This window comes from Psychromarinibacter sp. S121, from assembly GCF_049801035.1.
Classification (GTDB): Bacteria; Pseudomonadota; Alphaproteobacteria; order Rhodobacterales; family Rhodobacteraceae; genus Psychromarinibacter.
The window spans coordinates 320,650-347,101 of the sequence record NZ_JBNAGE010000003.1; the positions used below are offsets into that span (position 1 = coordinate 320,650).

The window sequence follows — 26,452 nt, forward strand, 5'->3', positions numbered from 1 at the left end:
GCGCGGGATGCTGAAGGTCGAGGGCCTGTCGATGCAGATCGGCGACACCCGGATCCTGAACGATGTGACGTTCCAGATCGCGCCCGGCGAGGTCTTCGGCGTGGTCGGCGAAAGCGGCTCGGGCAAGTCGATGACCGCCCTTTCGGTGATGCGGCTGGAGCCGCGTGCGGCCCGTCTGTCGGGCCGGGTGGAGTTCGAGGGCCGCGACCTGCTGACCGAGCCGGAACGCGGCCTGAACGCGATGCGCGGGCGCGACGTTGGCATGATCTTCCAAGAGCCGATGACGGCTTTGAACCCGCTGAAAACAATCGGCGATCAGGTGGCCGAAACGCTGCTGGTACACGGCGCCGCCGACCGGGCAGGCGCGCGCGCGGCGGCAGAGGAACGGTTGGCGCGCGTCGGTCTCGACCCCGCCCGCGTGCCGCTGTCGCGCTATCCGCACGAGTTGTCCGGCGGGCAGCGCCAGCGCGTCTGCATCGCGGCGGCGGTGGCGCTGCGGCCCAAGTTGCTGATCGCGGACGAACCGACCACGGCGCTTGACGTCACCACGCAGGCGCAGATCCTCGACCTGCTGAAGGACCTTGTCGAAGACGAAGGCATGGCGCTGATGCTGATCACGCACGACCTTGCGGTTGTCGCCGGTACGGCCGACCGGGTCGCGGTCATGCGCGGCGGCGCGGTGATGGAACAGGGGCCGACCGAAGCCCTGTTCCGCGCGCGGGCGCATCCCTATACCGCCAAGCTGTTTGCCGACAGCCGCCACGTTCCCGACCGTGATGCCGCGTCCGGCGGCGCGCCGGTGCTGGACGTCCGCGACGCCGTTCGCATCTATCCCGGTCGCCGAGGTGGTCTGTTCGGTCGATCCGAGCCGGTGCACGCCGTCGATGGCGTCTCGCTGACCGTCGCCGCGGGCGAAAGCGTCGGGCTGGTGGGCGAGTCGGGTTGCGGCAAGTCCACCCTGACCCGTGCGATCCTCGGGCTGGAACCGCTGCAGGGCGGTGCTGTGCATCTGGATGGCCGGCCGGTCGTGGCGGGCAGGGTGCCGTCGGACCTGCGCCGCCGGATGCAGGTGGTGTTTCAGGACCCCTACGGATCGTTCGACCCGCGCCAGAAGGTGTCTCGGCTGGTGGCCGAGCCGTTCCACCTTGAACCCGTGTCCTCGGAAGAACGCCGCACCCGCGTGGCGGAAGCCCTGGACGCGGTGGGCCTGAAGCCCGAGGACGGCAATCGCTATATCCACGAGTTTTCCGGCGGGCAGCGCCAGCGCATCGCAATCGCCCGCGCCATCGTCATCCGCCCCAGCCTTGTGATCCTCGACGAGGCCGTGTCGGCGCTTGACGTCTCGATCCGGGCGCAGATCCTCGACCTGTTGGCGGACCTGCAACGGCGCTTCGGCCTCAGCTACCTGTTCATCAGCCATGACCTGTCCGTGGTCCGCGCGATCACCGACCGGGTGCTGGTGATGAAGGCGGGGCAGATCGTCGAGGCGGGCGAGACCGAACACGTCCTGCATGCGCCGGCTCAGGACTATACCCGCAAGCTGGTCGCGGCTGTGCCGACCCTGCCGGAAGCGTGGGGCGTCTGAGCGTCAGCCCAGCCGCACGTCGGCCAGCGCCAACGCACGGTCGGCAGCGCCAAGAAGGAAGGCGCGAACGCGGCCCTCGTTGCGCTTTTGTAGCGCAATGCGGAATGGATCGCCCATCTCCAGCGGCGCCATGAACCGGCATTTCAGCATGGCGAGCCGGGCGCCGGGAAAAGCGGCCTCGACCGCTGGCTGCACCAGCGACAACAACAGCACGCCCGGCACGACCGGCGCGGACAGCCCAAGCGCGCGGGCGGCCTCTGGATCGCTGTGGATCGGGTTGCCGTCGCCCGACAGCGCAAGGTAGCGGTCCGTCTGCGCCTGCGTGATTGCGAAGGCTCCCGAAACGGCGGTGTCTTTCAGCATCTGCGGCCGGAACGGGGCAGGCTCTGCATCCGCCAGGGCCGCAAGCGGGAACAGGCGCAACACCGTGCCCAGCGTGACGGCGTCGCTTAGCGTAAAGCGATAGTCGGCCATCCCGGCGTCCCGCTTCGTCGTCACCGCCGCCGTCAACGGCGTGTCGAGCGGCAGGGGCGCCGCAATCTCGAGGCTTTGGTGTTCGTGGATCAGAACCTCGTCCGGCCCGGGCCGGGGCAGGTCAAGCCGCACCTGAAGGTCGGGATCGGCGAACAGCAGGGCGGGGGCAAGCCACGGCGGGGCGGCCAAGGGGCGTGCGGCGATCTCGCCGACAAGCGCCGCCATCGCGTCCACCGTGCCGGACGTCAGGCCACGCGGCAGGGTCGCCGTGATGTCGGGGACCTTGGTCACGCCGGTTCAGAGCCGCGCAGCGCTGCCCAGGATCAGCGAGGCGTTGATCCCGCCGAAGGCGAACGAGTTGGTCAGCGCGAAATCCTGCGCATACTCCCGCGCCTCGCCATGCACCGGCTCGAAGCCGATGGCCGGGTCGGTTTCATTGAAGTTGCCGGAAGGCGGCGCCAGCCCGGCCCGCAGCGATTCCAGCGTGATGATCGTCTCCAGCGCCCCGGCCGCGCCAAGCGCATGGCCGTGAACCGGCTTTGTCGACGACACGGCCAGCCCCTCGAACGCGTTGCCGAACACGTTCCGCATCGCCTGCGTCTCGGACAGGTCGTTCGCCACTGTCGCGGTGCCGTGCGCGTTGACATAGCCGATCTCGGACGGATCGACGCCCGCATCCCGGATCGCGCGGCTCATGGATCGCGCCGCGCCGTCCGGATCGGGGCGCAAAAGGTCGCCCGCATCCGAGGTGGTGCCATAGCCGACGATCTCGGCCAGCGGCGTCGCCCCACGCGCTTCGGCGGCTTCCAGCGTTTCAAGGACCAGGACCCCGGCGCCTTCGCCCAGCATCATGCCATTGCGGTCGCGCGAGAACGGGCGGCAGGCGTCGGGCGACAGCACGCGCAGGATCTCCCAGGCGCGGAACACGCCGGGCACCACGCAGGCTTCGGTCCCGCCGGTGATGCAGCGGTCCATCGCGCCGCCCTTCATCAACTGATAGGCCAGCCCGATGGACTGGCTTGCCGACGAACAGGCGGTGGAATTGCAATACAGCGGCCCGCGCGCGCCATAGGTCATCGAGATCCACGACGCGGCGGCGTTGGTCATGATCTTCGGGATCGACATCGCGTCCATGCGCTGGGTGACGCCGGTCAGATGCTGTTCCGAGAACTTGCGGTAGTTGATGTCCAGCGTCTCGGCGCCGCCGAAGCCAGAGCCGACGATCACGCCGCACTCTTCGCCGAAATGTTCGTCGGACAGGCCCGCCTGCGCCACGGCCTCGGCGGCGGCGACCAGTGCGAAGCCGGTCACGCGATCCTGGAACCGGGGCTTCGCGCCCGTCGCGGCGGCCGCGTACTCGGCGTCCGAGATATAGGCCGCGCGGGTCACCTTCTGGTCTGGGATCGTGTCGAAACGAAGCTCGCGCGCGCCGGACCTGCCGTCACGCGCCGCGGTCCAAAGGGCGTCGACCCCGGACCCGCAGGGCGAAAACGCCCCGGCCCCGGTAATGACGATGCGGCGGTCCGTCATGCGTCGGATTTTTCCCGGATCTTCCTCGATGCCACTGCGAGCAGGTCCTGAACGGTCTTCAGCTCGGTCATCTCGTTATCGACCGAGATGTAGACACCGTATTTTTCCTCGATCGCCATCAGGATCATGATGAAGTCGGCGGACGCGATATCGAGATCGGCCAGCGCGGCCTCGGGCGTCAGCGTCTCGCGCTCGATCATGCCTTCCTCGGCGACGAGATCCAGAAGCTCTTGCTCGAGTTTTTCGGTGTTGGCGTCGACGTTGCGCATCTGCGCTCCCTGCGCGATAAGGCCCGGCGCCATTTCTCAAGCATCAAGGCGGGGAATGCAATAACCATGACCGGTTTAACTCTCGCACCGGCGATAATCAGAGCACGGAGCGCGTTGTATTTTCTGCTTTCCGTGGCGGTAACGCTGTGTTTCCTGCCGACCACCGTTCTGCTGGCCGCGCCGATGTCATGGGCATGGCCGGTCCTGCGCGCCTACGTCGCGATCCAGCTGTTCCTGCTGCGCGTGATCTGCGGCCAGAAAGTACGGGTCACGGGCGCCGAGAACCTCGGGCCCGGTCCCAGCCTGATCGCCGCCCGGCACGAGGCAATGTGGGAAACGCTTTTTCTGCCCATCCAACTTGGCAACCCGGCGGTGATGCTGAAGCAGGAGATCCTGACCTACCCGCTGGCGGGTCCTGTCGCGCGCAAGCTTGGCTATATCGGCATCGACCGCAGCGGCAATCTTGAAGCGGCGAAGCGGTCCTTTGCACAGGCGCGGTCAGCGGTGGATGCGGGCAGGCGGGTGCTGATCTTCCCTTCTGGCACGCGCGATCCCGCGCGGCGCGACCAGTTGCAGGCGGGCGTGGCGGTGATCTATCGCCAGTTGGGCGTTCCCTGCGTGCCGGTGACGCTGAACTCGGGCGATCTCTGGCCGCACAGGTCCTGGCTGAAACGCCCCGGAACCGTCGATGTGCGGATTTGTCCGCCGATCCCGCCGGGGCTGAAAACCCGCGATTTCATGGCGCGGCTGAACGAAGATCTCGGCCCGGACACGCGGCCCTGAGCGGGGAGGGGGCGCTGCCCCCGTCCCGCTGTGCGGGACTCCCCCGAGGTATTTGCAAAGAGAAGAAGCAGGGCGCGGTCGGCGGGTCTTCTTTGGTCTGGAAATATCCCGGGGAGCGCGAGGGGCTGGCCCCTCGCTTCCCTCTTTCTCAGAGATCCCGGCACTCCGGCACGGGGGTCCGCGCCTTGCCGGTCTCGAGCATGTCGATCAGGTTGTCGACCACGAGATCGCCCATCGCCGCGCGGGTTTCGACCGTGGCGCTGCCGACGTGGGGCAGCAGCACGACGTTGTCCATCGCCTTCAGCGCGCCGGGGATCTTGGGTTCTTCCTCGAACACGTCGAGCGCGGCGGCGCCGAGTTTGCCCGACTCGAGAGCGGCGACCAGCGCGGTCTCGTCGACCACGCTGCCGCGGCCGACGTTGATCAGCAGGCCGTCGGGCCCCAGCGCTTCCATCACCTGGGCGTTGACGATGTGATGCGTCGAGGCGCCGCCCGGCGCGACCGAGATCAGGATATCCGCGTCGCGGGCCATCTCTTCAAGGTCGGCGTAATAGGCGTAGGGCACGTCCTTACTGGACCGGTTGTGATAGACTACCTTCACCCCGAATGCGCCCAGCTTTTCGGCCAGCGCCTCGCCGATGCGGCCCAGTCCGAGAATGCCGACCGTCGCGCCCTTCACCGAGCGGGACAGCGGCGCGGCGCCCTGTTTCTCCCACGTGCCGGAGCGGGCCCAGTCCTCGTCATGGCGGAAGTTGCGCGCGGCGGCGAGCATTAGCAGGATCGCGGTATTCGCGACCTCGTCGTTCAGCACGTCCGGCGTATGCGAGACGATCACGCCCTTCGAGGCCGCGTGGGCCGCGTCGATGTTGTCGTAGCCGACCCCGAAGTTCGAGATGATCTTGAGATCGGGCATCGCGTCGATCTGCGCGGCGCGCACGGAGGCACCGCCCTGTCCGCAGCAGATGTAGGAGGCGCCCAGCAGCGCCTCCGGTACACCGCCCGCGCCGGGGGCGTGGACGGTGAATTTCTCGTCGAGCCGGGCGCGCATCCGCTCGGTCACGGTGCCCAGAACGATGGCGTCCGGCTTGCCGCTCATACGTCGGCCTTCACGGTCTGGCGCTGCTTGCCGAGGCCGGCGATCTCAAGCTCCATCACGTCGCCTTCCTTCAGGTAGACCGGCTCGGGCTTGATGCCCATGCCGACACCCGGAGGCGTGCCGGTCGAGATCACGTCGCCCGGTTCCAGCGTGAACAGCTGGCTGAGGTGGCTGATGATCTGCGCCACGGTGAAGATCATCGTGTTGGTGTTCCCGGTCTGCATCCGCTTGCCGTTCACGTCGAGCCACATATCGAGGTTCTGCACGTCCTCGATCTCGTCGCGGGTCACCAGCCACGGGCCGGTCGGGCCGAAGGTGTCGCAGGACTTGCCCTTGGTCCACTGGCCCGAGATCTTCGCCTGGAAGTGGCGTTCGGACACGTCGTTGATGGTGCAGTAACCGGCGACATAGTCCAGCGCCTCTTCCTCCGAGACGTACTTGCAGTTCTTGCCGATCACGACGCCCAGTTCGACTTCCCAGTCGGTATGGGTCGAGCCGCGCGGCATCACCACGTCGTCGTTCGGGCCGACGATGGCCGAGATGGCCTTCATGAACAGGATCGGGTTTTCCGGAATGTCCGCGCCGGTTTCGGCGGCGTGGTCGGAGTAGTTCAGGCCGATACACATGAACTTGCGGGTGCCGCCGACGCAGGGGCCGAAGCGGGGGGTGGTCTTGACGATCGACAGCGAGTTCACGTCGATCCCGCGCAGGCGGGCCAGCCCTTCGTCGGACAGCGCGGCGCCCGCGATGTCATGGACGTGGGGCGACAGGTCGCGCAGGTTGCCGTCGGCGTCGATCAGGCCGGGCTTTTCTTCGCCCGGGGCTCCGTAGCGGCAAAGTTTCATGGTCAGTCTCCTCTCTCTTCGCCGTCTGGCGGCGAACTTTCTTAAAATTCAGGGGTATCGATTCAGTGGTTGTCGCGTGGCGTGTACTTGCGCGCAATGTCCTTGTAGGCGTCGGCGCCCTTCAGGGTCATGCCCTTCGAGAACGGCTCGACCTTCTCGCGGAAGATCTCCTGCCACGGCGACTGGCTTTCGGGTGCGTAGGGATGCGTGCCAAGCGCGCTTGCGCGGTTCGCCAGTTCGTCCGCGGGCACGTCCATGTCCGCGGTGCATTTGTTCAGGTCGATCCGCACCCGGTCGCCGGTCTGCACAAGGCCAAGCCCGCCGCCATCCGCCGCCTCGGGCGAGGCGTTCAGGATCGAGGGCGAACCGGAGGTGCCCGACTGCCGCCCGTCGCCGACGCAGGGCAGCGCCTTGATGCCCTTCTTCAGCAGATACGCGGGCGGGCGCATGTTCACCACCTCGGCGCCGCCGGGATAGCCGATGGGTCCGGCGCCGCGCATGATCAGGATGCAGTGCTCGTCGATCTCCAGCGCCGGGTCGTCGATCCGCTTGTGATAGTCTTCGATCGAGTCGAACACGATCGCGCGGCCCTCGAAGGCCATCGGGTCGTCCGGGTTCTCGAGATAACGCTGACGGAACTCCTGCGAGATCACGCTGGTCTTCATGATCGCGCTGTCGAACAGGTTGCCCTTCAGGTTCAGGAAGCCCGCGTCCTTCAGCATCGGCGCGGCGACGGTCTTGATGACGTCGGTGTTGATCGAGCGTTTGCCTTCGCAGTTCTCGCCCATCGTCTTGCCGTTCGCGGTCAACGCGTCCGGGTGCGGCAGCAGCCCGGCTTCCAGCAGTTCCGCGATCACGGCGGGCACGCCGCCGGCCCGGTGATAGTCTTCGCCAAGGTATTCGCCCGCGGGCTGCAGGTTCACCAGCAGCGGGACCTTGTAGCCCAGCCGTTGCCAGTCGTCGTTGTCCAGTTCGACACCCAGGTGGCGGGCGACGCCGTTCAGGTGGATCGGCGCGTTGGTCGAGCCTCCGATGGCCGAGTTAACCACGATGGCGTTCTCGAACGCCTCGCGGGTCATGATCTTTTTCGGCGTCAGGTCCTCTTCGACCATCTCGACGATGCGCTTGCCGGTCTGATAGGCGATCTGCCCGCGCTCGCGGTAGGGCGCCGGGATGGCGGCAGAGCCGGGCAGCTGCATCCCCAGCGCCTCGGCCAGCGAGTTCATCGTGGTCGCGGTGCCCATCGTGTTGCAGTAGCCGGTCGACGGCGCGGACGAGGCCACAAGTTCCATGAACTGGTCGTCGTCGATCTCGCCCGCGGCGTGCAATTCGCGCGCTTTCCAGACGATGGTGCCCGACCCGGTGCGCTCGCCGCGGAACCAGCCGTTCAGCATCGGGCCGACCGACAGCGCGATCGCCGGGATGCCCACGGTGGCGCAGGCCATCAGTAGGGCGGGCGTGGTCTTGTCGCAGCCGATGTTCAGGACGACGCCGTCGATCGGGTAGCCGAACAGCGACTCGACGAGGCTCAGGTAGGCAAGGTTGCGGTCGAGCGACGCGGTGGGCCGCTTGCCGGTCTCCTGGATCGGGTGAACCGGGATCTCCATCGTGGTGCCGCCGGCGGCGGCGATGCCGTCACGCACGCGCTTGGACAGTTCGATATGGTGCCGGTTGCAGGGCGACAGGTCGCTGCCGGTCTGGGCGATGCCGATGATCGGCTTGTCGGACTGCAGCTCTTCGCGGGTCAGGCCGTAGTTCAGGTAGCGCTCGAGATACAGCGCGGTCATCTCGCGGTCGTCGGGGTTGTTGAACCACTGGCGAGAACGGAGTTTCGGTTTGTCGGTCATCTGGCTGTGTCCCCGTCAGATCGACCAGCCGCCGTCGATGACGTGCGCCTGGCCTGTGGTGTAGCTGGAGTCGTCGGAGGCGAGGTAGACCACCAGTGCGGCGATCTCCTCGGCGCGGGCGATGCGGCCCATCGGCTGACGCGCGTTGAAGGCGGCAAGCGCGGCCTCGTAATCGCCGGTGACCTGCAGGCGTTCGTGCAGCGAGGGGCTGTCGACGGTGCCGGGGCAGATGCAGTTGCAGCGGATGCCCTTGGTCACATAGTCCATCGCGACCGACTTGGTGATGCCGACAACCGCGGCCTTGGACGCGGTGTAGATGAACCGGTTCGGCGGTGCGGTCACCGAGGACGCGACAGAGGACATGTTGATGATCGAGCCGCCGCCGCGCTCCAGCATGCCGGGCAGCGCCGCGCGGATGGTGTGGAACTGCGCCTTGGCGTTCAGGTCGAAGGCAAAGTCCCATTCGTCATCGGTCGCCTCGAGAATCGTACCGTTGTGGACGAAGCCCGCGCAATTGAACAGCACGTCCGGCTGCGCCCTTTCGATCCCCGCCTTCACGCTTGCGTCGTCGAGCACGTTCAGCACGAAGGTCTCGATGTTCGGGTGGTCGATTTCGGCCAGCGCGGCCTCGTTCACGTCGGTCGCGAAGACGGTCGCGCCCTCGTCGGCCATCGCCAGAACCGAGGCAAGCCCAATCCCCTGGCCTGCCGCGGTCACGAGCGCGCGCTTGCCCTCAAGGCGTTGTTTCGTCATGCATTTCCTCCCAATGGAACGCTAGTCGGAACGGGCGCATCCGGTCCGGTTTCCGTTAGCGCACATCAGGCCTATTCCAAAGCTTTGCAAAAAGCTAGGGTCGCCGGCGATTGACACGGCACGAGGAGGAGAGTGGCCATGCGCAGGGTTCTGATCATCGGTGGCGGAGGCATGGTCGGCCAGAAGCTGGCCCATCGGCTAAGCGCCGAAGGGCTGGACGGCGACACCGACATCGAGGTGACGCTGTTCGACATGGCCTATCCCGAAGCGGGGGCTCCGGCCGCGGAACGGATCGTCGGCCAGCTGGGCAATTTCGACGACATCGACGCGCTTGTCGCGGCCCGGTTCGACGTGATCTTCCACCTTGCGGCCATCGTGTCGGGCGAGTCGGAATCGGATTTCCAGAAGGGCTGGCTGATCAACGGCGCGGCGTTCCTGCACTTCGGGATGAAGCTGGAGGAAGAGCATCGCGTCTCGGGCGGCGCCTATGTGCCGCGGGTGGTGTTCACCTCGTCCATCGCGGTGTTCGGCCCTCCGTTCCCGGACCGGATTCCCGACAACCAGCCGCTGACGCCGCAGACGTCCTATGGCGCGCAGAAGGCCTGCGCCGAACTGATGATGAACGACCTCGGGCGCCGGGGCATCGTCGAGGCGATCTCGATCCGCCTGCCGACCATCGTGGTGCGGCCGGGCAAGGCGAACCTCGCGGCGTCGTCTTTCTTCTCGGGCATCATCCGCGAGCCGCTGAACGGGCAGGAGGCGATCCTGCCGGTGGACGATACGGTGCGGCACTGGCACGCCTCGCCCCGGACGGCGGTGGGTTTCCTGATCCACGCCGCCGGGCTGGATACCGCGCTGCTGGGCGACAACCGCGCGCTGTCGATGCCGGGTGTCAGCTGTACGGTGGCCGAGCAGATCGAATCGCTGCGCTCGGCGGCGGGCGACAAGGCGGTGGCCCTGATCCGGCGCGAGCCGAACGAGACGATCCAGCGGATCGTCGGCGGCTGGGCGCGCGACTTCGACCCGCAGCGCGCACTGGCGCTGGGCTTTGTCGCGGACTCGAACTTCGACGCCATAGTGCGGGCCTACATCGAGGACGATCTGTCGGACTGACCGGGCACGGGGGCGCTGCACCCGTCGCACCGGAGGTGCGCACTGGGATCGGGCGCGGGGGCGCTGCCCCCGTCGCTTCGCGACTCCCCCGAGGTATTTTGGAAGAGAAGAAGCCGCGTCTTCTTTGGTCTTGAAATATCCCGGGGAGCGCGAGGGGCTGGCCCCTCGCTTCGCGTCGGCTGTCAGGCCGTCATCGTGTCTTCGGACCGGGCGTCGGGGTCGGGCATCAGGTTGCGCCGCAGGTGGCGGTAGATCGCATCGTGGCTTGCGGCCACGTCGCGGTCCAGCGCGGCTTCGAGAATGCGCTGGTGCTCGATGATGTTGCCCTCGCGGTGGGCGTAGCTGCGCTCGGGCGAGACGATCTGCTGACGGAAGCGGGCGTAGACCGTGCGGAAGCTCTGTTGCAGGATCGGCAGGTCCGCGGCGCCCATCAGCGAAAGGTGAAAATCCAGTTCCGCGTCGTTCCAGTGTTTCAGCACGCCGACCACGTCGCCGGTGCGGCGGATGCGGGCCTCGATATGCGACAGCTTGTGGTGCGCCGCGGCCATCTGTGCTTCCCATTCGATGCCGCCCCGGGCGATCGACCGCTCCACTCCGCACTGTTCCAGTACGATCCGGAATTCGGTGATCTCGTGCAGCAGCCGGTCCGAGGCGCCCACGACCCGGAAGCCGCGCTGATCCTCGTAGTCCAGCAGCCCTTCGGCAGAGAGGCGCAGCATGATTTCGCGGATCGTGTTGGCCGAGACCCCGAACTCTGCCGCGACCTCGGACGGGCGCAGTTTCTGGCCGAGACGATAGTGCGCCATGATCAGCCGGTCGCGCATCTGCTGCAGGATATCCGGGGTCTGTTGCTTCAAGGGGCAGCCTTCACGGGCGGTTGCACAATTCCTTGGCGAGATTGAAACAGAAAAATTGCCATTGCAATGAAATTTCAAAATTTCGGGGATTGCAGATTTTTTGTTTGCGTGAGGCGCGGGGCTTGTTACAACTCCGGTGTTGGCGTCAGCGGGAGGGAGCCCGGAGCGCGCCGCAAACTGGGAGGAGACCTATGAATACGTTCTGCAAGGCGGCGCTTGCCGCCGGTACCCTTGCGCTTGCCGGTACGACCGCCATGGCGCAGACCACCCTTCGCATCCAGACGCACTATGCCCCCGAGACCGTGTCGGGCAAGCTGGCGGCGGAATACGTCGACAACGTCCAGACCATGTCGAACGGCGAAATCGAGATCGAGATGTTCTACTCGTCCTCGGTCGTGGCTACCGTCGAGACCTTCGACGCCGCGTCCAACGGCATCATCGACTGTGACATGACCGGCGGCGGCTACCAGACCGGCAAGAACCCGGCCTTCCAGTTCGTCGGAGACATCATGGGCGGCTATTCCACCCCGTACCAGCAGCTGAGCTGGCTGTATTACGGTGGCGGTCTGGACGCGGCGCAGGAGCTGTACAACCAGTACGGCATGCAGCTTGTGGGCTGGTGGGTCTACGGCCAGGAATCGCTGGCCTCGTCCAAGCCGATCCGCAACGCCGAAGACTTCAAGGACTGGAAATTCCGTTCGCCTCCGGGCATGGAAACCAAGATCTTCGAAAAGCTGGGCGCCTCGCCCATCGTGATGGACTTCACCGAGATCTTCACCGCGCTTGAAACCGGCATCATCGACGGCGCCGACGCGTCGGGCATTGCCAACAACATGGGCATGGGCCTGTACGACATCGTGAAGCACGCGAACTTCCCGGGCTTCCACTCGATGCCGTCCGACCACCTGACCTGCAACAAGGCGGTGTGGGATGGCATGCCCGAAAGCCACCGCCGCATCATGTCGGTCGCCATGGAATCGCTGGCGCTGCGCACCGCGCTGACCTTCGAGAAGGCAAACGCCGAGGCCGTGGCCCAGCTGAAAGAGCAGGGCGTGACGATCCACACCTGGGCGGATGAAGACCTGCAGGCCTTCCGTGACGCGGCCCAGGCCACCTGGCCCGAGTTCGCGACCTCGCCGGAAGCCGAGGCGCTGGTCGAGAGCCACATGGAGTACCTGCGTCAGCTGGGTCTCGTCTCCGAGATGAACTGAGCCGCGATGCGTCGCGACTGACCACAACATTTCGGCGAGCCCTGTACAAGGGCTCGCCGTTTTCGACAGGGCGCGGCGACAGCGCCCGTTGAACGGGAAGGCGCGGGGAAGCGCCGCTGTGGAGGCTTTCATGGAACAACAGAGCGTCTGGCTCGGTTCGCTGCGCGCGCCGGTCAGGATGGCGGCAATCGGGATGACGGCGCTGGCCTGTCTGATCGCGGCCTACCTGATCCTCGGGCAGATCTTCGGCTACAGCGATGTCGGCATGTACGAGATGCTGCGCCCGGCGGGACGGCCGGTCGTTGCGGCGATGCTGATCACGCTGTCGCTTTCGCTGTTGCTGGCGTCGATCTACCTCAGCGACACCCGCGGCTCGATCGAAGGCGAGCCGTCCGGCTTCTTCGACATCATTTCGCTGATCTGCGGCCGGCTGGCGATGCTGTCCATCGTGTTCATCGTGCTGGTGATGTTCTACGAGGTCTGCGCCCGCTACCTATTCGAGAAGCCCACCCTGTGGGCCAACGAACTGTCGCTGTGGATCGCCGGTTTCCTGTTCCTGCTGGCCGGCCTGTACGCCATGCAGCAGCGCAGCCACATCCGCATCTATATCATCTACGACATCATGCCCCGCTGGGCGCAGAAGACGGCGGACTGCATCTCGGTCCTGCTGATCTGGATCTTCGCCTTCTGCCTTGTCTGGGGCGGCTACAACGAGGCGCGCGACAAGATCCTGCGGATGGAAGCCTTCGGCACCGCGTGGGATCCTCCCATTCCGGCCACAATCAAGGCCGGCATCCTTATCATCATCTCTCTGGTGGCGATCCAGGCGCTGTCGAACCTGATCGCCGACTGGAACAAGGCGCCCGAGCACCACTCGCCCGCCGACGAGATCGACGAGATCGAGATCGAGAACATCAAGGCCACCCTGAAAGAGGACGGGAAGAATGGTTGATATCGGCACCCTTTCCCTGATCCTGCTGCTGGCGATGTTCGCATTGCTGGCGATCGGGATGCCGCTTGGCTTTGCCTCGGCCTTCCTGGCGGTGGTGACGCTGGTCCTGAAGTTCGGGCCCGACCTGCTGTTCGGAGATTTCGGGCGCGGCCCGCTCGCGGTGCTGTCGCAGTCGGTCTACCGGCAGATGACGAACTACTCGCTGATCTCGGTACCGCTGTTCATATTCATGGCGTCATTGCTGGAACGCTCGGGCATTGCGCGGGACATGTACTCGTCGCTGAACGTCTGGCTCAGCCGGGCGCGGGGCGGCATTGCCATCGTGACCTCGATCATGGCGGTGATCATGGCGGCGATGTCCGGGATCATCGGCGGCGAGGTCGTGCTGCTGGGCCTGATCGCGCTGCCGCAGATGCTGCGGCTGGGCTACAACCAGAACCTCGCCATCGGCACGATCTGCGCCAGCGGATCGCTCGGCACGATGATCCCGCCGTCGATCGTGCTGATCTTCTACGGGCTGGTCACTGAAACCTCGATCAAGGCGCTGTTCACCGCGTCCTTCCTGCCGGGCTTCATGCTGGCGTCTTTCTATATCGTCTACATCATCATCCGCACCCAGATGCATCCCGAGCAGGCGCCGCTGCCTGAGCCGAAGGAAGGCGAGCCGGCAGGTGGCCAGAAGTTCCAGATGTTCCTGGGCTTCCTGTCCTGCCTTGTCGTGATGGCGAGCGCCGTGCTGACGCTTCGGGCGCTGTTCTTCCTGCTGACCGGCGCCACCGTGCTGGTCGAGGGCGAGGACCCGATCCCGCTGGGCATGCCGTCCGACCTGCCGTGGCTGATCGGCGCGGGCGTGCTGGGGCTGGTGCTGATCTTCGTGGTGTTCGGGGTCGAGCGCACGAAGGAAGGCTGGCAGATGGGCAAGGGTCTTGTCGCGCCGATCGTTGTGATCGGGGTGGTCCTGGGCTCGATCTACGGCGGCATTACCGGGATCACGGAAGCCGCGGGCATGGGCGTGATCGCCGTCTTCGTGATCGGCCTGATCCGGCGCGAGATGACCTTCGATATCGTGTGGGATTCGGTGATGCGGACGCTGAAGTCGACCGGCACGATCATCTGGGTGACCATCGGCGCAGCCTCGCTTGCCGCAGCCTACACTCTGGCGGGGGGGCCCCGGTATGTGGCGAACCTGATCGTGGGCGCCGACATGCCGACGATGACCATCATCCTGGTGATGATGCTGATCTTCCTGATCATGGGCATGTTCATGGACTGGGTCGGCATCGTGCTGCTGGTGATGCCGGTGTTCTTGCCCATCGTCCTGCGCCTTCCGGTCGAGGAACTGGGCTGGCTGGGCACGCTGGAGCCGAAGAACGTGGGCATCTGGTTCGGGGTGGTGTTCTGTATGAACATGCAGGTCAGTTTCCTGTCACCACCATTCGGGCCAGCGGCCTTTTACCTGAAGTCCGTCGCGCCGCCGCACATTTCGCTGACGGATATCTTCAAGGGCTTCCTGCCGTTCATCGCGATCCAGCTGCTGGCGCTGTCGGTGCTGCTGATCTGGCCGCCGATCGTCGAGGTCCTGCTGGACTGAGCCAATGCGAAGCCGGGGGGACGCCGTCCCCCCCGGACCCCCCTCCGAGGTATTTTTGAAGAGAAGAAGATCGGGACGGGTCCGGCTTCTTCTCTTTTCAAATACCTCGGGGAGCGCGAGGGGCTGGCCCCTCGCTTTGCCGGCCGCAATCGGCGCGCATCGCGAAGTGGGTGTTGTGGTTGCCGCCCGGTTTGTGCAGAAACTTCCTTAAGCAACGCCGCCGGGACACATTTAAAGCGGCGGACTGCATCTGCCGACATCCGTCAGGACCGCCCGCGCGCCGGAGGAGGCGCTGCCGCGGCCAAGCCAAGGAGCCCAAGACATGGAACCTTTCGTGCGTCTCGACCCGAGCGACAACGTCGTCACCGCCACCCGCGCCCTCGAGGCCGGTGTGCAGGTCGAGGGGGTCACCACCACCGGCCTGATCCCCTCGGGGCACAAGATCGCCACGCGGGCCATCGCCAAGGGCGAGCCGGTACGGAAATACGCGCAGCTGATCGGGCTGGCGCACGAGGACATCGCGCCGGGCGACCACGTTCACACGCAAAACCTCGATTTCATCGGGACCGACGTGGAGTACGAGTTCGGCACCGACCAGCGACCGGTCGAGATGGTTGCCGAGGACAAGCGCGACACGTTCATGGGCTACCGCCGCGCCAATGGATCGGTCGGCACGCGGAACTACATCGCCATCGTAACCTCGGTGAACTGCTCGGCCACCGCCGCGCGCCGCATCGCGGATCATTTCACGCCCGAGGTGCTGGCCGATTATCCGAATGTCGACGGCGTCTGCGCCTTCGTCCACGGCACCGGCTGCGGCATGGCGGGCGATGGCGAGGGGTTCGAGGCGCTGCAGCGGGTGATGTGGGGTTATGCCCGGCATCCGAACCATGCGGGCGTGCTGATGGTGGGCCTCGGCTGCGAGATGAACCAGATCGACTGGTTGCTGGAGGCCTATGGGCTGAAGCAGTCCGACACCTTCCAGGTGATGAACATCCAGGGCGTCGCGGGTCTGCGCAAGACGATCGAGATGGGCATCAAGAAGGTCGAGGCGATGCTGCCTCTCGCCAACGAGGCCAAGCGCGAGCCCTGCCCGGCGAGTGAGTTGAAGGTTGCCCTGCAGTGCGGCGGCTCGGACGCGTGGTCCGGCATCACCGCGAACCCGGCGCTGGGCTATGCGTGCGACCTGCTGGCGGCGCAGGGCGGCACCGGCGTTCTGGCCGAGACGCCCGAGATCTACGGCGCCGAGCATTTGCTGACCCGCCGTTCGGTCACCCCCGCCGTTGGCGAGAAGCTGGTGGGCCTTGTGAAGTGGTGGGAGGATTACACCGCCCGCAACAAGGGCTCGATGGACAACAACCCGTCGCCCGGCAACAAGAAGGGCGGTCTGACCACGATCCTCGAAAAGTCGCTGGGCGCGGCGGCGAAGGGCGGCACCTCGCCGCTGGCGGGCGTCTACAAATACGCCGAGCCCGTCACGGCCAGCGGGTTCACCTTCATGGACAGCCCCGGCTATGATCCGGCGTCGGTCACCGGCCAGATCGCCGGCGGTTGCAACGTGGTGGTGTTCACCACCGGGCGCGGCTCTGCCTTCGGCTCGAAACCCGCGCCGACCATCAAGGTCGCGACCAACACCGAGATGTACGGCCGCATGATCGAGGATATGGACATCAACGCCGGCGCTATGCTGACCGAGGGCCAGAGCCTGGAACAGAAGGGCCGCGAGATCTACGAGAAGATCCTTGCCGTCGCATCGGGCGAGGTGACCAAGTCCGAGGGGCAGGGCCTTGGCGACTACGAGTTCGTGCCGTGGCAGATCGGGGCGGTGATGTAGGACGATGTCCGCGACGCTCGCCTCTTCGTGGATCGTCTGGGCGCTTTTGGCCGCGGTCTTCGCCGCGCTGACGGCGATCCTTGCGAAGGTCGGCGTATCATCCGCAGACCCGGAACTTGCGACGCTGGTGCGCACGCTGGTGATCTCGGCCCTGCTGGCGGGGTTCCTCGCCACCACGGGGCGGCTGCGGGCCATTGGGTCCATGTCGGGGCAGACCTACCTGTGGCTCGCCGCCTCTGGCGTCGCGACGGGTGCGTCGTGGGTCTGTTATTTCCGGGCGCTGAAGCTTGGCAACGCGTCGCAGGTCGCGCCGATCGACAAGTTGTCGGTAGTGCTGGTCGCGATCCTTGCGGCGCTGTTCCTTGGTGAAAGGCTAAGCCTTGCGGGCTGGGCCGGTGTGGCGCTGATCGCGGCCGGCGCAATCCTCGTGGCGCGAGGCTGAGCCGGGTGTCTGCCGACAGCCGAACGATACCGAACAGGGCGGCCTGAGCGGGAATGGCCGCACCGCTTCCCCGCGAGGACCGGACCGCCGCCGGGCTGCTGCTGATGGCGCTGGCGGTGTTCTGCTTCACGGGCATCGACACCTCGGCGAAGACGCTGATGCTGGCGGGGCTGGCGCCCTTGCAGGTGGTCTTCGTGCGCTACGCGGGGCATCTCGTGATGTGCCTGTTCATGTACCTGCCGCAAGAGGGCATGTCGGCCTTCCGCTCTGCCGCGCCGCGGCGGCAGCTGCTGCGCTCGATCCTTCTTCTGGGCAGCACGGCGCTGAACTTCACCGCGCTGAAGTATCTGCCAATCACGCTGACCACGACGATCATGTTCGCGGCTCCCATCGTCATCACGCTTCTGGCGATCCCGATCCTTGGAGAGAAGGTGGGCCCGCACCGGATCGTCGCGGTCTGCGTCGGCTTTGTCGGGGTGATCGTGACGATCCGGCCATGGGACGTATCGTTCGAGCCGGCGGTGTTCTTCACGCTTGGCGCGCTGTTGTGCTCGGCGGGCTATTTCATCATGACGCGTATGCTGGCCGGGATCGAGAGCAACGCGACCTCTCAACTTTGGGGCGCGGGACTGGCGACGCTGGCGCTGGCGCCGTTCGGGATCGGATCATGGGTCGCGCCCGACAGTTGGGTGACTGTGGTCGTGATGCTGGTGATCGGCGTGATCGGCGCTTTGGGCCATATCGCGGCGACGATGGCGCACCGGCTGGCGGATGCCTCGGTGCTGGCGCCGATGGTGTATATCCAGATCCTGACGGCGGCGCTGGCGGGTGTGCTGGTGTTCGACACATGGCCCACGGTCTGGACGCTGGGCGGCGGGGCGATCATCGTTGCCTCGGGCCTGTATATCTGGCACCGCGAGCGGCAGCGGAGCGGTCTTAAGCTGCGGGCGATGCGCGCCAGCCCCTACGGGCCGAGACGGCGCAGGGAACAGGATCAAGGGAGGAAGGACTGATGGCGAAACCGGAAATCGGATTCATCGGGCTTGGGCTGATGGGATCGGCCATGGTCGGGCGTCTGCAGGATCAGGGCTATGCGCTGACGGTTCTGGGCAACCGCAACCGCGCCGGGGTCGAGGCCGCCGTCGCGCGTGGCGCGCAGGAGGCTGCGAGCGCGAAGGACGTCGCTGCGGCATCGGATATCGTGATGCTGTGCATGGGGACGTCCGAGCAGGTCGAAGGTCGGATGCGCGGCGACGACGGCGTGATCGCGGGTTTGCGGCCCGGCGCGGTGGTCATTGACTTCGGCACCTCGCTTCCCGGCTCCACCCGCGCACTGGGCGCAGAGGTCGCGGATGCGGGCGGCACCTATCTTGACGCGCCGCTTGGCCGTACGCCGAGCCATGCGAAAGACGGCAAGCTGAACATCATGGCCGCCGGGGACAAGCCGACCTATGACCGGGTAAAGCCGGTGCTCGACGATCTGGGCGAGAACGTTTTTCACCTTGGCCCGCTTGGGTCTGGGCACACGATCAAGCTGATCAACAACTTCATGGCGATGACGATGGCGAACGGCATGGCCGAGGCTTTCGCGATGGCCGACGTGATGGGTGTGCCGCGGCAGGGGCTGTATGACGTGATGTCCGCCGGGCCGCTGCATTCGGGGATGATGGACTTTGTGAAGGCCTATGCCATCGACGGCGATCCGACCGCGCTTGCCTTCGCGGTGAAGAACGGGCTGAAGGACGTGGGCTATTACGCGCGGATGGCGGAAGAAGCGGGCGTCGACAGCCTGATGTCCGGTGCCGCGCTTGGGGCGATGAAAGCCTCGGACGCCGCCGGGCGGGGCGAGACGATGGTGCCCGAGCAGGTCGACTTCTTCGCGGAAAGGTTCAAGGGCTGATGCGCGTCGCCTGCATCGGAGAGGCGATGGTGGAGCTGTCGCTGGACGCCGCGCCGTCGAACGCGGCGCGGTTGGGGTTTGCGGGCGACGTGCTGAACACCGCGATCTATCTCAAGCGGTCGGCGCCGGACCTGCAGGTGGACTTCGTGACCTGTGTGGGGCGCGACGCGTTTTCCGACCGAATGGTGGAGTTCATCGCGTCCGAGACCGTCGGGACCGAGGCGATCGGCAGGTCCGACACCCGCAACGTCGGCCTGTACGCGATCACCACGGACGAAAACGGTGAACGGTCGTTCACCTACTGGCGCGATACCTCGGCGGCGCGGACGCTGTTCGAGGGGCGGGATGGCCCGGATTTCACGGTGCTGGAGGACTACGACGTGGTCTATCTGTCGGCCATCACGCTGGCGATCCTGTCGCCCGAGGTGCGCGAAGCGCTGATGGACTGGCTGGAGGGTTTCCGCGCGCGGGGCGGTCTGGTGTCGTTCGATTCCAACTACCGACCGCGCCTGTGGCCCGATGCCGAAACCGCCCGGGCGGCGATCGAGCGGATGTGGAAGACCTGCGATATCGCTTTGCCGTCCGTCGATGACGAGATGGCGATCTTCGGCGACGCGGAGGCAGATGCCGTGGCGGCGCGGCTGAAGGGCTGGAAGGTCCGCGACGGCGCGCTGAAATGCGGCGCGGGCGGGCCGGTCTCGCTGGGCGACCCGGTGGACGCCAAGTATCCGCCCGCCGCGAAGGTGGTCGATACGACCGCGGCGGGCGACAGTTTCAACGGCGGATACCTGTCGGCGGCGCTGGCCAACCGGGGGCAGGACGTGGCGCTGCGGGCCGGGCACGATCTGGCGGCGATGGTCGTCGGCGTGAAAGGCGCAATCGCACCGCGCTGAGGTCCGGCCCGATGGCTGCGCCGGGGGGCGCTGTCGCGGTGCGTCAGCGGAACACCTCGTCCGCGATCCGGCTGGCAAGATCGGCGTCCAGCGGCTGGCCGTTGAGTAGTCTGTACCAGAACGCACCGTGGACGAAGGCAGAGAGAATGGGCACATCGCGATGCGGCGCAAGTTCGCCGCTGGCCTGTGCCCGGTACAGCAGCGCCGTCACGATCTCTTCGCGCGGTGCGACGAAGGCGGCGTGGAACTGGCTGCCGAACTCCGGGTCGTCCTGCGCAGCGGCGATCAGGCTTTGCAGCGTGCGGCCGTCGCGCGCAAGGTGGGCGAACACCTGGGTCAGAAAGGTCACGAGCGCCGCGTGCGCGGTGCTGCCGTCGTCGGTGATCGGATGCGCGACCTCGGCAAGTGCGTCCTCCGCCAGCGCGTCCAGCACCAGATCCGCCTTTGAATTCCAACGGTTGTACAGCGACTGCCGCGACACTTTCGCGGTCGCGACGATGCTGCTGATACTCACGTCACGATAGCCGTGTTCGCGCACGAGGTTCAGCGCGGTCTCTTTCAGGCGGCGGCTGACCTTCTGGTCGACCGGGCGTCCGGGGCCGGAGGGCGTATCGGTCATGCACATCTCCTGTGTCGGTGCGCACAGGCGCTCATCTTTTTAATAGACGGCAGTCTGTTAAATTGAAAGCCAAGCGCCGTGGCGGAGGGGGACCGGCTGCACCGCACGAAAAAGGACCCTTCCATGCCGACCTCTCTCGAACTGTCCCGCGGCAGGTTCATTCTGATTACCTGCATCCTTGCGTTGTTGTCTGTCTTTCCACCGATTGCGACGGACATGTACCTGTCCGCGATGGGGCATCTGGCCGAAGCGTTGAACACAAGCGAGGCCGCGACAGAGTTGTCGCTGTCGCTGTTTTTCCTCGGGCTGTGCGTGGGGCAACTGATCATGGGACCCCTTATCGATGGCTACGGCCGGAAAGGGCCGCTTTTGGCGGGAACAGCGTTGTTCGCGCTGACGTCGGTGGCGCTTTTGCTGACAGAGGACGTGGCGGTGTTCAACTCCCTCAGATTCCTTCAGGCCATCGGCGCCTGCGCGGGCATGGTCGTGGGCCGTGCCGTGGTCGGCGATCTGGTCAGCGGGCGCGCGGCGGCGAAGATGATGACGGTTCTGGTTATGCTGATGACGCTGGGACCCATCGTATCGCCCTTCGCGGGCAGCCTGCTGCTGGGCGCCTTCGGCTGGCGCTCGATCTTCGTGACAATGGTGATTGTCGGCGTGGTCGCCCTGCTGCTGGCCGGGGCGGCTCTTCCTGAAACGCTGCCGCCCGAGCGCCGCGCCGCACGCCCCTTCGCCACGTCGTTCACGCGGATGGGGCAATTGCTGCGGCGCGGCCGGTTCATGGTTCCCGCCCTTGTCGCGGGGTTCGTTCAAGGCGCGATGTTCGCCTTTATCACCGGCTCCGCCGGGGTGTTTCTTGGAACCTTCGGCCTCAGCACCACGGCTTACGGTCTTGTCTTCGCATTCATCGCGGCGGCGCTTGTCGTGTTCGGTCAGATCAACAACTGGCTGCTGAACTACCATACCCCGCGCGCGATCCTGAACGCCGGGCTGCCCCTGTTCGTCGTGGCAGGCGCTGTGCTGTACGCGGTGGCGGGCAGTCAAGACCTTTGGGTGCTGGTTGCGCCGCTTTGGCTGGCGATCGGGATGGTCGGACTGCTGAGCGCCAACGCGATGACGCTGGCGATGGAGGGCAGCCCCGAAGGCGCCGGGGTCGGTTCGGCCCTGCTTGGGGCTTTGCAGTTCGGCATCGCCTTCTCGGTCTCGACCGGCGTTGCGCTTGCAAGCGCCGAGGGAGCGGCGCCCATGGCGCTTGGCATCCTGATCCCGGGTCTTGCGGGGCTGGCGCTGTGGCTGGCCGGACGCCGCCGGGTCACACAACCGGTCTCGGCGCCGGGCGAATGAACCCGGCGCCCTCAATGCGTGACCTCAGTCGCGGTCCCAGTCACGCAGGCGACCGTCCGGGGCCCATTCCGCCTCGAACCGGCGACCGTTCTCGTCCATGCCTTCGGCTTCAAGTCCGTCGCGGTCGATCTCGAGGCTGGTGATCCGCATCGCGTCGCCAAGGTTCTCCGGCGCCTGTATCCCTTGCGGCAGCAGGGGGCGCAGATCCGCAAAGGCGATCGACCCGCCACGGTCCACGTCGATCTCGTCCAGCATGCCGTCTCGGTCGTATTCCAGCTTCACCCGGTCGCCGGACGGAAGAACGCCCCAAAGGTCATGGCCCCAGTCGTCTGGGCGCACCTCGGCTTCGGTCAGACCCAGCGTGGCGGCGTCGGTCTCGATCCGGTCGGGCTGTTGGGCGAAGGCGGGAAGGGCGGCTGCGATACTGGTCGTCGCAAGCGCGGCCAGTGCGGCGGCGCGGATAGGGGTAGTCATCTGTCGTCTCCAAGTCGGGAAAGAAACCGGCTGGCGCATGGCTTGCCACACCAGACAGATGGGGGTGTCGGGACCGGGTGCCGGTGGTGACCCGGCGGCACCTCTCAGAGACGTGAGCCGAGCCGTGTCAGCATGTCGAGACACTGACCAAGCTGGTCGCGCGAGATGAACTCGTCCGCCATATGCGCCTGCTGGATCGAACCGGGCCCGCAGACCACCGCGTCGATGCCCAACGACTGGAACAGCCCCGCTTCGGTGCCGAAAGGAACAATGTGGGTGCCGTTCGCGCCGGTCAGCGTGCAGCACAGGTCACGGGCGGCGTTCGTCTCCATCGGTTCCAGACCGGGAACCTCGGCGATGGTGCGGGTCGTGATGCCGGCGTCGGGCGAGACCGCCTTCATCGCGGGCAGAAGTACCTCGTTCACGTAGGCGTCCATGTCCGCTTTGACGAAATCGGCGTCTTCCAGCACCACTGGCCGCATCTCCCACGCCACTTCGGCGCGGGCGGGGATCACGTTGTGCGCGTGCCCGCCGGAAAGGACGCCGACGTTGATTGTGGTCCACGGCGGATCAAAGCGGCTGCCCTCGGGCGTCCGCGCCTTCAGCCGGTCGGCGACATTCAGCAGGCGTCCCACGTAGCGGCTGGCGTATTCCACCGCGTTCACGCCACGGTCGGGGGCCGAGCCGTGGCCTTCGAGCCCGGTGAACTCGGTGTGGTATTCGTAGCAACCCTTATGCCCCTCGATCACCCGCATCTCGGTCGGCTCGCCGATGATCGCCAGCGCGGGCCGCAGCTTGCGCTTCTTCAGAAGCTCCACCAACGCCTGCGCGCCAAGGCAGCCGGTTTCTTCGTCATGGGTGAACACGAAATGCAGCGGGCGGTCGGTCACCTGCTCGGCCAGCATCGGCGCGGCCTCGACACAGCAGGCGATGAAGCCCTTCATGTCACAGGTGCCGCGGCCATACAGCAGCCCGTCGGCTTCCCACATCTCGAACGGGTCCTGCGTCCACGGCTGGTCCGCCACAGGCACTACGTCGGTATGGCCGCACAGCATCAGCCCGCCGTCGCCCTCTGGCCCGAAGGTCGCGACAAGGTTCGCCTTGGTGCCGCTGTCGTCATGCACGACCTCGATCCGCGCGCCCATCTCCTCCATCCGGCGGGCAAGGTAGCCGATGACGTCAAGGTTGGTGTCCTTGGACACGGTCGGGAACGAGATCAGGTCGCCCAGCGTGGCGACGGTGCGGTCGAGAAGGGTCATGGTCTCTAGGTCTGAAAGAGGATCGCGCGGGATGCAACCCGTGCCCCCAACACCCGATGGGCGAGGGCACGCGGCATGGTCAGTTCTTCACGAACAGCTGTCGGGGCAGGTCGCAGAAGGTTTCGGCCGGGCCGTCCTCGGTGATCAGGATCGACTCGGTGATCTCCAGCCCCCAGGTCTCCATCCAGAGGCCGGGCATGAAATGGAAGGTCATGCCGGGTTCCAGCACGGTCTCGTCCTCGGGGCGCAGCGAGATGGTGCGCTCGCCCCAGTCCGGCGGATAGCTGAGACCGATGGGATAGCCGCAGCGCGCGCCCCGCTGGATACCGGCGCGGTCCATCGCCGCGCCAAGCGCGTTGGCGATGTCACAGGCGCGGTTGCCGGCGCGGGCGGCCTCGAGCCCTGCCTCCAGCCCCTCGACCAGCGCCTCTTCGCCGCGCTTGATGTGGTCTGGCATGTCGCGGCCCAGAAACACCGACCGGCAGAGCGGCGCGTGATAGCGGCGGTAGCACCCGGAGAGCTCGAAGAAAGTGCATTCGCCTTCCTTCATCGGTTCGCCGTCCCACGTCAGATGCGGCGCGGCGGCCGACGGTCCCGAGGGCATCAGCGGTACGATGGCGGGGTAGTCGCCCCACGCCTCGTCGGTGCCCTCGATCCCCGCGGCCATCAGCTGCGCCGCGATGTGGTTCTTGGCGACACCCGGCGCGGCTAGGTCGATGGCCAGCCGGTTGATCTTTTCAGAGATCTTCGCCGCCTTGCGCATGAAGGCGATTTCCTCGTCCGACTTCACCGACCGCTGCCAGTTCACCAGCGCGGTGGCGTCCACCAGCGTTGCGTCCGGAAGTTCCTCAATCAGCGTGGTGTAGGCCTTGGCGGAGAAATAGTAGTTCTCCATTTCCAACCCGATCCTGCCCGTCCCCAGCCCCTGACCGCGCAGCAGCGAGGCAAGGTGCTGCATCGGGTGCAGTTCGGTCGACTGCACGAAATGGTCGGGATAGCTGTCGATCCCCGTGCGCTCGGTATCCACGGTGCGCAGCGCACCGTTCGCGTCCTGTCGGCGTCCCCACCAGTAGGGGCGGTCGTTCAGCGGCAGGATCACCGCCTGATGCACGTAGAAGGACCAGCCGTCATAGCCCGTCAGCCACGCCTGGTTCGACGGGTCGGTGACGATCATCACGTCAAGGCCGCGCGCCTCCATCTCGGCGCGGGTCTTGGCAAGGCGGCGGTCGTATTCGGCGGCGGAGAAGGGGGGTGTGGTGTCGGTCATGCGGCATGCTTTCCTGCGGAAAAGGCGGATGTCGAGAGGGCGCGCGGTATTTTCCCGATGCCTGCCTTAGTCTTGCCCAACTTTTGTGGAAAAGATGACACGAAATCGAGCAAGGCGCGAACAACAGCGCCTGAAACATAAGAATTCCAAGGGGTTCGCATGATACAGGCAACTCTCTTCCGGGTCGTCCTATTGTCCGGCATAGGCCTCGCGCTGGCCGGGTGCAAGGGCGGTGATTTCTCGACCAGCCGCGCCGGTTTCAAGGCCAACTACCTCGTTGCACGGGTCGCGCTTGAAGGCGGTCAGTATGACAAGGCGGCGCGCCAGTTCGGCTCGCTGTTGCGCACCGCGGGCCCGCTCGAGCCGCGCCTGAGGCTTGAATACGCCCATGCGCTGCTGCGCGCCGGCAAATACGCCAAGGCGGCGGACGAGGCGCGGCGGGTGTCGATGGAACTGTCGGGCACCGGCCGCTCTGCCGCGCTGGCGGTTCTGGGCACCGCCGAGCACGAAACGGCGCGGGCGGCGATCCTGAAGGGCAAGACGGGGCTTGAGACCATCAACCGGATGAAGGCCGCCAAGGCCGCCCTGACCGAGATGCTGGCCAACAACCCCGAACTCGATCCGACCGGCGGCATGGCGATGCGGCTTCAGCAGATCGAGACGGAACTGGTCACCGTCCTCTGAGGTTCGACCCGCGGTCTGGCGGTGCTTGTCCGGCATAGCGCGAACGCGCTAGACGCCTTCGCATGACCGCAACCTATTCCCCCGCGCGCAGATGACCGGCGACTGGCCGGTCGTCCTGTTCGTTTTGCTGGCGGGGCCTGCGGTCGGCTCGTTTCTTGGCGTTGTCGTCGACCGTCTGCCGGAGGGACGCAGCCTGTGGACCCCATCCGCCTGTGCCGCCTGCGGCACCCGGCTTGGGCCGCGCGACCTTGTCCCGATCCTGTCAGCGCTGCGGGGCCGCTGCCGCCACTGTGGCACGGCGATCCCCGCGCACCTGCTGCGCATCGAGATCGCGGCGCTTGGCGCAAGCGCACTCGCGGCGGCGCTGGCAGGCAGCCCGGCGATGACCCTGGTCCTGGCCGCCTTCCTGTGGTGCCTTGTCGGCCTGTTCTACGCCGACCTGCTGCACTTTCGCCTGCCCGACGTCCTGACCGGCGCTCTGTTCATCTCGGGTATGGCGCTGGCCCTTGTCTCGCCGGGGCGAACGGTGCCCGAAGCGCTGGCGACCGCTGCCGCCGGGATGCTGGTGTTCTGGCTGCTGCGCGAGGGCTACCGGCGGTTTCGGGGCCGCGAAGGGCTGGGGCTGGGCGACGTCAAGATGATGGCCGGTCTTGGCGCGGGGCTGGGGCCCGAGGCGCTGCCGCTTGCCGTTCTGGCGGCGGCGGTTCTGGCCCTGCTGGTGGCCTTTGCCGAGGCATGGCGCGGCGGCAGGCGGATGAACCCGCAGGCGCGGCTTCCGTTCGGGGCGTGGCTTTCGGGCGGCGCGGTGCTGGCGCTGTTGCTTTAACCCG

At 66.4% G+C, this 26,452-nt stretch carries 26 protein-coding genes; 14 read left to right on the forward strand and 12 right to left on the reverse strand.

Annotation, left to right across the window (positions count from 1 at the left end; translation table 11 throughout):
• Nucleotides 1–7: 7 nt before the first annotated feature.
• On the forward strand, nucleotides 8–1,585 hold the full coding sequence (locus ACP156_RS15275; RefSeq protein ID WP_425052217.1) for an ABC transporter ATP-binding protein: 1,578 nt from the start codon (nucleotides 8–10) through the stop codon (nucleotides 1,583–1,585).
• Between the two features lie 3 nt (nucleotides 1,586–1,588).
• Here ACP156_RS15275 and ACP156_RS15280 read toward each other — a convergent pair whose 3' ends face one another.
• From ACP156_RS15280 to ACP156_RS15290, 3 genes are read right to left on the reverse strand one after another with little or no spacing between them, the layout of a single operon-like run.
• Entirely contained in the window at nucleotides 1,589–2,350 is a 762-nt protein-coding gene (locus ACP156_RS15280) for a MaoC family dehydratase (RefSeq protein WP_425052218.1), read from the reverse strand.
• A gap of 6 nt (nucleotides 2,351–2,356) precedes the next feature.
• Nucleotides 2,357–3,589 carry a beta-ketoacyl-[acyl-carrier-protein] synthase family protein gene (locus ACP156_RS15285; protein WP_425052219.1) on the reverse strand — a complete coding sequence of 411 codons (1,233 nt, stop codon included), beginning with the start codon at nucleotides 3,587–3,589 and terminating at the stop codon, nucleotides 2,357–2,359.
• The gene (locus tag ACP156_RS15290) at nucleotides 3,586–3,858 is read right to left on the reverse strand and encodes an acyl carrier protein (protein ID WP_425052220.1); all 273 of its coding nucleotides are present in this window, start codon (nucleotides 3,856–3,858) and stop codon (nucleotides 3,586–3,588) included. Before ACP156_RS15290 ends, ACP156_RS15285 begins: the two co-directional genes overlap by 4 nt.
• A gap of 114 nt (nucleotides 3,859–3,972) precedes the next feature.
• Between ACP156_RS15290 and ACP156_RS15295 the strand changes: the two genes are divergently transcribed.
• Nucleotides 3,973–4,641: a lysophospholipid acyltransferase family protein gene (locus ACP156_RS15295; RefSeq protein ID WP_425052221.1), complete on the forward strand. Its 669-nt coding sequence runs from the start codon at nucleotides 3,973–3,975 to the stop codon at nucleotides 4,639–4,641.
• Nucleotides 4,642–4,789: 148 nt separating this feature from the next.
• Here the strand turns inward: ACP156_RS15295 and ACP156_RS15300 are convergent, their stop codons facing one another.
• From ACP156_RS15300 to ACP156_RS15315, 4 genes are all read right to left on the reverse strand, one after another.
• A complete protein-coding gene (locus ACP156_RS15300) occupies nucleotides 4,790–5,737 on the reverse strand; it encodes a 2-hydroxyacid dehydrogenase (RefSeq protein WP_425052222.1) in 948 nt (315 codons plus the stop codon).
• On the reverse strand, nucleotides 5,734–6,582 hold the full coding sequence (locus tag ACP156_RS15305) for a fumarylacetoacetate hydrolase family protein (RefSeq protein ID WP_425052223.1): 849 nt from the start codon (nucleotides 6,580–6,582) through the stop codon (nucleotides 5,734–5,736). Before ACP156_RS15305 ends, ACP156_RS15300 begins: the two co-directional genes overlap by 4 nt.
• 62 nt (nucleotides 6,583–6,644) lie before the next feature.
• Nucleotides 6,645–8,429, reverse strand: a complete 1,785-nt coding sequence (locus ACP156_RS15310) for an IlvD/Edd family dehydratase (RefSeq protein WP_425052224.1) — start codon at nucleotides 8,427–8,429, stop codon at nucleotides 6,645–6,647.
• 15 nt (nucleotides 8,430–8,444) lie between these two features.
• A complete protein-coding gene (locus ACP156_RS15315) occupies nucleotides 8,445–9,182 on the reverse strand; it encodes an SDR family oxidoreductase (protein ID WP_425052225.1) in 738 nt (245 codons plus the stop codon).
• Between the two features lie 138 nt (nucleotides 9,183–9,320).
• Here ACP156_RS15315 and denD point away from each other — a divergent pair, with 138 nt between their 5' ends.
• Complete coding sequence (gene denD / locus ACP156_RS15320; protein ID WP_425052226.1) at nucleotides 9,321–10,295, forward strand: D-erythronate dehydrogenase; 975 nt, start codon at nucleotides 9,321–9,323, stop codon at nucleotides 10,293–10,295.
• A gap of 182 nt (nucleotides 10,296–10,477) precedes the next feature.
• Here the strand turns inward: denD and ACP156_RS15325 are convergent, their stop codons facing one another.
• Nucleotides 10,478–11,152, reverse strand: a complete 675-nt coding sequence (locus tag ACP156_RS15325; protein WP_425052227.1) for a GntR family transcriptional regulator — start codon at nucleotides 11,150–11,152, stop codon at nucleotides 10,478–10,480.
• A gap of 191 nt (nucleotides 11,153–11,343) precedes the next feature.
• Here ACP156_RS15325 and ACP156_RS15330 point away from each other — a divergent pair, with 191 nt between their 5' ends.
• The 8 genes from ACP156_RS15330 (at nucleotide 11,344) to ACP156_RS15365 (ending at nucleotide 19,975) form a co-directional block, all read left to right on the forward strand.
• Nucleotides 11,344–12,363, forward strand: a complete 1,020-nt coding sequence (locus tag ACP156_RS15330; protein WP_425052228.1) for a TRAP transporter substrate-binding protein — start codon at nucleotides 11,344–11,346, stop codon at nucleotides 12,361–12,363.
• Between the two features lie 130 nt (nucleotides 12,364–12,493).
• Complete coding sequence (locus ACP156_RS15335; RefSeq protein ID WP_425052229.1) at nucleotides 12,494–13,315, forward strand: TRAP transporter small permease subunit; 822 nt, start codon at nucleotides 12,494–12,496, stop codon at nucleotides 13,313–13,315.
• Nucleotides 13,308–14,906, forward strand: coding sequence for a TRAP transporter large permease (locus tag ACP156_RS15340; protein ID WP_425052230.1), 1,599 nt, complete (start codon nucleotides 13,308–13,310; stop codon nucleotides 14,904–14,906). The genes ACP156_RS15335 and ACP156_RS15340 overlap by 8 nt, the downstream gene beginning before the upstream one ends.
• A gap of 322 nt (nucleotides 14,907–15,228) precedes the next feature.
• Nucleotides 15,229–16,740 carry a UxaA family hydrolase gene (locus ACP156_RS15345; protein WP_425052231.1) on the forward strand — a complete coding sequence of 504 codons (1,512 nt, stop codon included), beginning with the start codon at nucleotides 15,229–15,231 and terminating at the stop codon, nucleotides 16,738–16,740.
• Nucleotides 16,741–16,744: 4 nt separating this feature from the next.
• Nucleotides 16,745–17,182, forward strand: a complete 438-nt coding sequence (locus ACP156_RS15350) for an EamA family transporter (protein WP_425052232.1) — start codon at nucleotides 16,745–16,747, stop codon at nucleotides 17,180–17,182.
• Between the two features lie 53 nt (nucleotides 17,183–17,235).
• Nucleotides 17,236–18,195: a DMT family transporter gene (locus ACP156_RS15355; RefSeq protein WP_425052233.1), complete on the forward strand. Its 960-nt coding sequence runs from the start codon at nucleotides 17,236–17,238 to the stop codon at nucleotides 18,193–18,195.
• Nucleotides 18,195–19,082: an NAD(P)-dependent oxidoreductase gene (locus ACP156_RS15360; protein WP_425052234.1), complete on the forward strand. Its 888-nt coding sequence runs from the start codon at nucleotides 18,195–18,197 to the stop codon at nucleotides 19,080–19,082. Before ACP156_RS15355 ends, ACP156_RS15360 begins: the two co-directional genes overlap by 1 nt.
• Complete coding sequence (locus tag ACP156_RS15365) at nucleotides 19,082–19,975, forward strand: sugar kinase (protein ID WP_425052235.1); 894 nt, start codon at nucleotides 19,082–19,084, stop codon at nucleotides 19,973–19,975. The genes ACP156_RS15360 and ACP156_RS15365 overlap by 1 nt, the downstream gene beginning before the upstream one ends.
• A gap of 43 nt (nucleotides 19,976–20,018) precedes the next feature.
• Here ACP156_RS15365 and ACP156_RS15370 read toward each other — a convergent pair whose 3' ends face one another.
• A complete protein-coding gene (locus tag ACP156_RS15370) occupies nucleotides 20,019–20,594 on the reverse strand; it encodes a TetR/AcrR family transcriptional regulator (protein WP_425052236.1) in 576 nt (191 codons plus the stop codon).
• A 123-nt stretch (nucleotides 20,595–20,717) separates the two neighbouring features.
• Between ACP156_RS15370 and ACP156_RS15375 the strand changes: the two genes are divergently transcribed.
• Nucleotides 20,718–21,938 carry a multidrug effflux MFS transporter gene (locus tag ACP156_RS15375; protein ID WP_425052237.1) on the forward strand — a complete coding sequence of 407 codons (1,221 nt, stop codon included), beginning with the start codon at nucleotides 20,718–20,720 and terminating at the stop codon, nucleotides 21,936–21,938.
• Between the two features lie 24 nt (nucleotides 21,939–21,962).
• On the opposite strand, the gene ACP156_RS15380 is transcribed toward ACP156_RS15375, so the two are convergent.
• From ACP156_RS15380 to ACP156_RS15390, 3 genes are all read right to left on the reverse strand, one after another.
• Nucleotides 21,963–22,412 (reverse strand): hypothetical protein, encoded by a 450-nt coding sequence (locus tag ACP156_RS15380; protein ID WP_425052238.1) that lies wholly within the window; start codon nucleotides 22,410–22,412, stop codon nucleotides 21,963–21,965.
• A 104-nt stretch (nucleotides 22,413–22,516) separates the two neighbouring features.
• Nucleotides 22,517–23,671 carry an acetylornithine deacetylase gene (argE, locus tag ACP156_RS15385; RefSeq protein WP_425052239.1) on the reverse strand — a complete coding sequence of 385 codons (1,155 nt, stop codon included), beginning with the start codon at nucleotides 23,669–23,671 and terminating at the stop codon, nucleotides 22,517–22,519.
• A gap of 79 nt (nucleotides 23,672–23,750) precedes the next feature.
• On the reverse strand, nucleotides 23,751–24,938 hold the full coding sequence (locus ACP156_RS15390; RefSeq protein ID WP_425052240.1) for a M24 family metallopeptidase: 1,188 nt from the start codon (nucleotides 24,936–24,938) through the stop codon (nucleotides 23,751–23,753).
• A gap of 159 nt (nucleotides 24,939–25,097) precedes the next feature.
• Between ACP156_RS15390 and ACP156_RS15395 the strand changes: the two genes are divergently transcribed.
• Nucleotides 25,098–25,622: a hypothetical protein gene (locus ACP156_RS15395; RefSeq protein ID WP_425052241.1), complete on the forward strand. Its 525-nt coding sequence runs from the start codon at nucleotides 25,098–25,100 to the stop codon at nucleotides 25,620–25,622.
• A gap of 91 nt (nucleotides 25,623–25,713) precedes the next feature.
• Nucleotides 25,714–26,448: a prepilin peptidase gene (locus tag ACP156_RS15400; RefSeq protein WP_425052242.1), complete on the forward strand. Its 735-nt coding sequence runs from the start codon at nucleotides 25,714–25,716 to the stop codon at nucleotides 26,446–26,448.
• Nucleotides 26,449–26,452 lie beyond the last annotated feature (4 nt).

Bases quoted from the DNA above. Each gene is read 5' to 3' on its own strand.
- ACP156_RS15275 (WP_425052217.1), top strand. From the start codon at position 8: ATGCTGAAGGTCGAGGGCCTGTCGATGCAGATCGGCGACACCCGGATC.
- ACP156_RS15285 (WP_425052219.1), bottom strand. From the start codon at position 3,589: ATGACGGACCGCCGCATCGTCATTACCGGGGCCGGGGCGTTTTCGCCC.
- ACP156_RS15290 (WP_425052220.1), bottom strand. From the start codon at position 3,858: ATGCGCAACGTCGACGCCAACACCGAAAAACTCGAGCAAGAGCTTCTG.
- ACP156_RS15300 (WP_425052222.1), bottom strand. From the start codon at position 5,737: ATGAGCGGCAAGCCGGACGCCATCGTTCTGGGCACCGTGACCGAGCGG.
- ACP156_RS15305 (WP_425052223.1), bottom strand. From the start codon at position 6,582: ATGAAACTTTGCCGCTACGGAGCCCCGGGCGAAGAAAAGCCCGGCCTG.
- ACP156_RS15310 (WP_425052224.1), bottom strand. From the start codon at position 8,429: ATGACCGACAAACCGAAACTCCGTTCTCGCCAGTGGTTCAACAACCCC.
- ACP156_RS15315 (WP_425052225.1), bottom strand. From the start codon at position 9,182: ATGACGAAACAACGCCTTGAGGGCAAGCGCGCGCTCGTGACCGCGGCA.
- denD (WP_425052226.1), top strand. From the start codon at position 9,321: ATGCGCAGGGTTCTGATCATCGGTGGCGGAGGCATGGTCGGCCAGAAG.
- ACP156_RS15330 (WP_425052228.1), top strand. From the start codon at position 11,344: ATGAATACGTTCTGCAAGGCGGCGCTTGCCGCCGGTACCCTTGCGCTT.
- ACP156_RS15335 (WP_425052229.1), top strand. From the start codon at position 12,494: ATGGAACAACAGAGCGTCTGGCTCGGTTCGCTGCGCGCGCCGGTCAGG.
- ACP156_RS15340 (WP_425052230.1), top strand. From the start codon at position 13,308: ATGGTTGATATCGGCACCCTTTCCCTGATCCTGCTGCTGGCGATGTTC.
- ACP156_RS15345 (WP_425052231.1), top strand. From the start codon at position 15,229: ATGGAACCTTTCGTGCGTCTCGACCCGAGCGACAACGTCGTCACCGCC.
- ACP156_RS15350 (WP_425052232.1), top strand. From the start codon at position 16,745: ATGTCCGCGACGCTCGCCTCTTCGTGGATCGTCTGGGCGCTTTTGGCC.
- ACP156_RS15355 (WP_425052233.1), top strand. From the start codon at position 17,236: ATGGCCGCACCGCTTCCCCGCGAGGACCGGACCGCCGCCGGGCTGCTG.
- ACP156_RS15360 (WP_425052234.1), top strand. From the start codon at position 18,195: ATGGCGAAACCGGAAATCGGATTCATCGGGCTTGGGCTGATGGGATCG.
- ACP156_RS15365 (WP_425052235.1), top strand. From the start codon at position 19,082: ATGCGCGTCGCCTGCATCGGAGAGGCGATGGTGGAGCTGTCGCTGGAC.
- ACP156_RS15370 (WP_425052236.1), bottom strand. From the start codon at position 20,594: ATGACCGATACGCCCTCCGGCCCCGGACGCCCGGTCGACCAGAAGGTC.
- ACP156_RS15375 (WP_425052237.1), top strand. From the start codon at position 20,718: ATGCCGACCTCTCTCGAACTGTCCCGCGGCAGGTTCATTCTGATTACC.
- ACP156_RS15380 (WP_425052238.1), bottom strand. From the start codon at position 22,412: ATGACTACCCCTATCCGCGCCGCCGCACTGGCCGCGCTTGCGACGACC.
- argE (WP_425052239.1), bottom strand. From the start codon at position 23,671: ATGACCCTTCTCGACCGCACCGTCGCCACGCTGGGCGACCTGATCTCG.
- ACP156_RS15390 (WP_425052240.1), bottom strand. From the start codon at position 24,938: ATGACCGACACCACACCCCCCTTCTCCGCCGCCGAATACGACCGCCGC.
- ACP156_RS15395 (WP_425052241.1), top strand. From the start codon at position 25,098: ATGATACAGGCAACTCTCTTCCGGGTCGTCCTATTGTCCGGCATAGGC.
- ACP156_RS15400 (WP_425052242.1), top strand. From the start codon at position 25,714: ATGACCGGCGACTGGCCGGTCGTCCTGTTCGTTTTGCTGGCGGGGCCT.